Below are 6,388 nucleotides of genomic sequence, written 5' to 3' on the forward strand. Positions count from 1 at the left end.
ATCATACCGGTCCGGGTCCTGAGAGCGGCGGTCACCATGGCGAGGAAAGAGCACCTGGCGATCCTCAAGCAGGGGGTGAAAGCGTGGAACACTTGGCGGGAGGAGCACGTTGAGATCCAGCCTGACCTCAGGGATGCCGACCTCCAAGGTGCCCATCTTGCCGCCACCTCTCTCGACCGTGCCAACCTTGCAGGTGCTAACCTCGCAGGCGCACGCCTCAGCCGCGCCATCCTCACCGAGAGCTACCTCGCCGACGCGAATCTCCGACGCGCACGTCTCCAGCACGCCCGTCTTGTTTATGCAAATCTCGCCGACGCACGCCTCCAAGGCGCCCGCCTTAGAGACGCAGATCTTTCCGATGCACGCCTTCAAGGCGCCCGCCTCGACGGCGCAGACCTCCCCGGCGTAGGCCTCCAAGGCGCCCGTCTCAACCGTGCCAACTTCACAGGCGCCAACCTCGCAGGCGCTCGTTTGAAAGGCGCTGATCTCACCAATGCCCGTCTCGTCCGTGTCTACCTCGAAGGCGCCCGCCTCCATCGCGCGCGGCTCGAACGCTCAGTGCTGGGAGGCACTGCGATAGGAGACGTTGACTTGAGCCAAACACAAGGGCTCGACAAGGTTGTCCATACATATCGCTCTTCAGTCGCGACGAGTACTCTGGAACGTACTGCCGCAGGGCTCGCCAAGGACCCCTGCCGACAGGGGGAGATCGAGGCCTTTCTCAGGAATGCTGGCGTCGAGGACCACTGGGTCGACTATTTCCGCTCCCGAATCGGCCAGCCGATTGACTTCTACAGCTGTTTCATCAGCTACAGCCACACCGACACGAGCTTCGCCCGCCGCCTCTATGCCGACCTCCAAGCCCAGGGCATCCGCTGTTGGCTCGATGAGAAGGAGATGCTCCCCGGCGACGACATCTACGAAATGGTCGACCGCGGCATCCGTCTCTGGGACAAGGTCTTGCTCTGCTGCTCCGAGGCATCCCTCACCAGCTGGTGGGTCGACAACGAGATTGACACGGCGTTCGAGAAGGAGCGGAAGCTGATGAAGGACCGCGGCGAGAAAACGCTGGCGTTGATCCCGCTCAACCTCGACGGCTACCTGTTCTCCGGGGAGTGGAAGAGCGGCAAGGCCCGGCAGGTCAAGTCGCGTCACTACTACGACTTCGTTTCTGAGGGCGTTCAAGCTCTCTGTGAGAAGGCCGGAGTGTATCCCTGCATCTTGGACGCCGCGATCTTCTCCAGCTTCGATAGGGAGGCTGACACTAGCGACTGAGGCCAGCGTCGGCCTATGGATCACCCTCGATTCGGTTGAGGAACTCCTGCACTAAGCGATTGAGTTCCTCCGGCCGTTCCGCCGGCAAGGCGTGGCGAGAGTCGGGGACGACCACCAACTCCGCCCGCGGCATCCGGGCCGCCCACTCCCTCTTACTCTCGACCGACGACGTGTAGTCGTGCTCCGCGGCGACCACCAGCGTTGGGGCCTCGATCTCGTTCAGACGGTCGGCGACACTCCACCCGATGAAGCCCCGGAGCGCGGCGAAGAATCCATGGCGGTCAGCGGTCGACCAGCACTGGCGAAGCCGATCATCCCGCCCATGACGACTTGGACCGGAGCCCAGGAAACGTCGCCCTCGTCTTACTTCGCGGGCTACGGTCGAGTTGCTGGGAGTTATGTGAACAGCAAACGCCAGATGGCAGCCAACAAAGCCCCTGGCTTCGCGATTTCACGGAGCGTGAACAGCGAAGCCCAGAAGACGCCGGTCAAGACTTCTAACGAAGCTTCGCCTCAAACCGCCTAGAGCGGAAAGTTCTCGCAAAGTAGAGAACGGTGGGGCATGATGGGACTTCCACTGGTAAGAAGGAGGTCCCTCATGCGTCCCACCGTTAACGAACTCCTCAGTGATCATGTCACGCTGTCCGTGTCTTGTGTAGATCGGCTCTACATCAATGGCTACTTACCCAAGCTGCAGAGGTCGGGACAGTTAGCGTGGTTCCTCGGGCATTATCTTGGGGGCCGCATCCCGTCGCTGGCTCAGCTAAAGCCGATCCACGATCGGTTTGTCGCTTCCGTGCAGGGCTTCGCTCAGCGACATGGTATCGGCAAGATCCCGTTTGAGCGGGGCCAACGCAAGGACGATATCGCGACGGCTCATCGGCGGAGATTCCAGGCCGATGAAGGCGTCGTCTTGATCGGCACAGCGCAGGAGCGGTGCTCCTCGTTCAAGTCTCACAGACGGCCGACGCCTCGGGGTTCGGTGACCTTCGAATTCCGCCGCGAGCCGGTGTACGTCAATCACTACTACTTCTACGTCCAAGACGCTCAGTGGGGCCCTGGCTTCCTGAAGATCGGCAGCTATGCTCCGTATCCGGTCAAGCTGTGCCTCAATGGCCACGAATGGGTCAAGCAGCAGCTCCGGCACGAGGGGGTCGGCTTTGAGAGTCTCGACAATGGCTTCCTGAGCTGTGAAGATCCCGAGCGGCTTCAGCAGCTGTGTGACCAACTCGGCCCCTCAGACGTGCAAGCCTTCTTCGATCGCTGGTCGCGAAGGCTCCCCTGGCCTCTAAGCGAGGCAGACCGAGCAGCGGGCTATGAACACCGACTCACCATCTGGCAGATGGAGATCAGCCTGACCCAGATCTTCGACCGACCGGTGCGGGGGCGGGAGTTTTTCGAGCAAGTCATCCGCGAGCATCTGGACTTGGGTCGACCCGACCGCGTCGGCCTTGTGTTCCCTCGACGGATCACTCGAAGGACGCCGCCGCCTCGCTTCGGCTACCGCACTCGCGTCATCACCCAGGGCGTCAGCCCCAGCCTGCATATCTACTACAAGAGCTCCCACCTCAAGCAGTATTTCAAGGGCGGGCGTGGCTTGCGCAGCGAGCTGACGATCAACGAGACCTTAGACTTTGGCATCAACAAAGGCCTCGAGAACTTCAACCGCTTGGCGGCCCTCGGGCGGCAGGCCAACCGCAAGCTGCTGGAGGTCGAGAAGCTCTCTCACCATTGCAGCTTCAGCGACCAAGGCTTGAATCGCCTCCACAAGCCCACCGTGGTGGGCAACCAACGGGCCTCAGCGATGCGCTTCGGCGATCCGCGGGTCATGGCGCTGCTCCAGGCCCTGTGCGGCTTCTTCCATACTCCGCACGGATTCCGTCACCGCGATCTGCGGCCTCGTGTGGCGCAGCTGCTCGGACGCTCGCTAGAGCAGTACACTCCCGGGCAGATGACCTACGATCTACGGCGCCTACGCCTGAAAGGGATCATCCACCGGATCGCGAAGACCCATCGCTACGTGGTCACCACCTACGGCCTGAAGATTGCCCTGTTCTTCTCCAAAGTGTATCTGCGGATCCTACGACCAGGCTGGAGCGTCCTGGCCGAAACCACCCATAGTTTCGGCCAACCGCTACGTCGAGCCTTCGATCGGATTCAAGCTCAGATTGACCGCCTGTGTCGCGATGCTCGACTCGAACCCGCAGCCAACACGTGAGTGCCCGAACAGACGCCCGCGGATACTCCGGGGTCCCACCCCGGCGGTCGAGATTTATCCTCCAACGCCTGACAGACCGAATCTGCCCGCCCGAAGACGCCGGCTGCTGTTCCGAAACCTTCATCCTCCCCCTCAGGCTGCGTTCCGGGGGCCGATTTAGCCCAAGACTGAGCTAAGGCGGCATAGCCGCAACCAAAAGCAGAAGTTCGAGCTGTAGTGAACGAAGAGAATGGCGGTGAGACTCCAGATATGCTGTGTAGACCAATACCAGCAAAGGAGGTCACCGCCATGAAACAGCTTATCAAGACCTTTGAGGACTCGATTGTCGGCGTCGCGAGTGGATTCGACCGGATCGTGTTCCAGGGCATGATCCGTCCCCTGATGTACCCGGAAGGCGCCATGAGCTTCTTCCGACGCCGAGGGATCCTCTTCAAGGACGCGAAGACCTGGGTGCTCACACAGACCGCCCGTCTGGCCTCTGCGGTCGAGGAGTGGTCGCTGAGGGAGTGCGGCGAGCCGACCACTTACCTGCGGACCTCCGCGATCCGCAAGGACGAGGAGGCTCGACGGCGTCAGCAGGAGAAGGGCATCCCGGTCGGGCTCGTAGGGACCTGGTCGTGCGTGGAGGCTGGCAGCAGCTACCGTCTCAAGCCGGGTGAAGACGGCCCCAAGCTGCGGAGCTATCACACGCGCTGTAAGCACCTCTACACCTACCTGGACCACCCGGACTACGGGTTCATGAACATCCGGCTGCAGACGTGGTTTCCGTACCGGATCCAGATCGCGATGAATGGCCGGGAATGGCTGGTGCGCCAGCTCGAGAAAGCCGGGATCGGCTTCGAGCGTCAAGGCAACAAGATCTTCCGCGTGGACGACCTCGACGCCATGCAGGGTCTGCTCGATCAGCAGCTGAGGACGAGTTGGTGCTCGATGCTGGATAGGTTCGTCCCGATCGCCTTCCCGACCATCTCCTCGACCCTGGGTCATCGTCTGCTTTACACCTGGACCCTGTGGCAGAGCGAGTGGGCCAGCGATCTGCTGTTCAAGGACCGTCGCGACCTGGACCGGATCATCGACGGTGTGATCCGACATGCATTCATCGGCGCCTATCCCGGACGCCTTCTGCGCTACTTCGGTCGTCCAGTCCGGAAGGACGACCGACCCCGGCGGGATATGCGGGATCCGCTGAAGACCACGGTCCTGGATCTGGACGAGGGCTGTCGGGTCCGCCATTGGCTTGGTCGCAACAGCGTCAAGCTCTACAACGAGGGTAATGTCCTGCGCATCGAGACGACCGTCAACAATCCTGGAGCCTTCCGCGTTCACCGCCGTAAGCAGGGGGCGAGCAAATCGACTCCCAAGGAGCTGCTGCCCCTTCGCAAGGGGGTTGCCGACACCACCCTGCGAGCTCGAGTCTGCCAGGAGATCAATGACCGGTTCTCTGATCACATCGCCACGATGCGATCCACCAAGCCCTTCGAGTCCATCCTCGCCCCGTTCACCTGCCGCAAACGTCGGCGCCGTCGAAGCGTCCGTGCGCTCGACCCGACGGGTAAGGATCTCGCCCTGCTCAACGCGATCTCCGATCCACGATTTACTGTCGGCGGCTTCTGCAACAAGGATCTGCGCCAGATCTTGGCCGAGGATCCCCGCCATGTCGGCAAGACGGAGAAACAGCGCTCGGGGATGATCACCCGTGCTCTCCGGCTCCTGCGCGACCACAGTGCTATCCGTCGTCTGCCCAAGTCGCGACGCTACCAAGTGACGCTCACAGGCCGCTCGCTCGTCATGAGTTTGCAGGCGGCGTTAGCTGCTTCTACAGAAGAACTTACGAGGATCGCGGCATGACGCTGCCTCGTTTTTTCGAAGTTGTTGAGCCGTAAGCCACTAAAGACTCCGTCGTAGTTGTGCTGTCACCGGAGTTAGGGGTGAATCGTTGGAGGCAAAACGGCGGGCTCATCCGGTCCTAGAAACTGGTGACTCTGGCCCTTTCAGGTCCCTGCGCTCGGCGCACTGGTTTGCCGGCCAGTGGATTAGCAGCGCTGCTGTATCGTAGTCGACGCTATCTTGACGGTTGGCGGCCCGAGTGTTGGCGACTATTGTCGACCGTGAGGGAGTGTTGTCCAGTGCTTCCCCGACATTCCCCCTTGACACGCCTCGGAGGCGCTGTGATACGCTACTCCCCGACGATGGTATGATGGGGTAAGCACTGAGGAATCAAGGAGTTAGGCGGCGCCCCGCAGCAGTCAAGAATGGCCGGTTCCGCCCAGTTTCATACGACCCTGAAAGGGTTGTATACCTCGTCGCGGAGCCAAATGTATGGAACCCTTTCAGGGTTCGGACGCAGAGCACAGCCCTCGAGCAGATCCGGATCCCCTAAGGTCTCCACGGCGCCAGTGATGCCGGCTCCAGCGAGCGTCAGCCCACTTCACCCATGTATGGGTGGGCCGGGCGTCGACTCGCGGCTGTGGCCGAGCCTCGACCCCTGACGCGACTCCCGCGGCTTCAGTTGAGGATACGGTCTGACCGGTGGCGTCTTGAACGACCGCTGCGCATGATCTGAACCGATCCAGACCATGAACTGAGCTCCGGCGGTGCTCAGCGAACAGCTGCTCGATGAGCGCCTGGCACGCGAGTATTGTGGTCCGTCGCGTCGGTGGCGGCGGTGGGCGCCTCGGTAGCAGTGGCCCAAGGAAGGGCAGCGCTGGTGGGTGGGATCCTGGCGCCGCGGGCTCATCTTCACTGTTCATGGTGCGTTGTGCAGCCGCCCGAGGGCGGTGCGGCAAGCCGCGGTGAGCTTCGCCAGGTGCCCTTGGTCCTCGGCTTCGACCGCCTGGGCCCACAGGCCGTAGGCGGCCACGGCCTGAGCCGAGCCGGGAAAGTCGCCGAAGATCG

General features: G+C 62.0%; 4 protein-coding genes. 3 read left to right on the forward strand and 1 reads right to left on the reverse strand.

Going from position 1 to position 6,388, the window contains the following annotated elements:
* Positions 1-36 precede the first annotated feature (36 nt).
* The 3 genes from GY769_23305 (at position 37) to GY769_23315 (ending at position 5,341) form a co-directional block, all read left to right on the forward strand.
* On the forward strand, positions 37-1,275 hold the full coding sequence (locus GY769_23305) for a toll/interleukin-1 receptor domain-containing protein (GenBank protein ID MCP4204847.1): 1,239 nt from the start codon (positions 37-39) through the stop codon (positions 1,273-1,275).
* Positions 1,276-2,518: 1,243 nt separating this feature from the next.
* On the forward strand, positions 2,519-3,493 hold the full coding sequence (locus GY769_23310; GenBank protein MCP4204848.1) for a hypothetical protein: 975 nt from the start codon (positions 2,519-2,521) through the stop codon (positions 3,491-3,493).
* Between the two features lie 288 nt (positions 3,494-3,781).
* Positions 3,782-5,341 carry a hypothetical protein gene (locus GY769_23315; GenBank protein MCP4204849.1) on the forward strand — a complete coding sequence of 520 codons (1,560 nt, stop codon included), beginning with the start codon at positions 3,782-3,784 and terminating at the stop codon, positions 5,339-5,341.
* A gap of 898 nt (positions 5,342-6,239) precedes the next feature.
* On the opposite strand, the gene GY769_23320 is transcribed toward GY769_23315, so the two are convergent.
* The coding region (locus GY769_23320; GenBank protein MCP4204850.1) for a hypothetical protein at positions 6,240-6,388 on the reverse strand (149 nt) is incomplete at its 5' end.

The organism is bacterium, from assembly GCA_024224155.1.
Classification (GTDB): domain Bacteria; phylum Acidobacteriota; class Thermoanaerobaculia; order Multivoradales; family JAHEKO01; genus CALZIK01.

Bases quoted from the DNA above. Each gene is read 5' to 3' on its own strand.
- GY769_23305 (MCP4204847.1), top strand. From the start codon at position 37: ATGGCGAGGAAAGAGCACCTGGCGATCCTCAAGCAGGGGGTGAAAGCG.
- GY769_23315 (MCP4204849.1), top strand. From the start codon at position 3,782: ATGAAACAGCTTATCAAGACCTTTGAGGACTCGATTGTCGGCGTCGCG.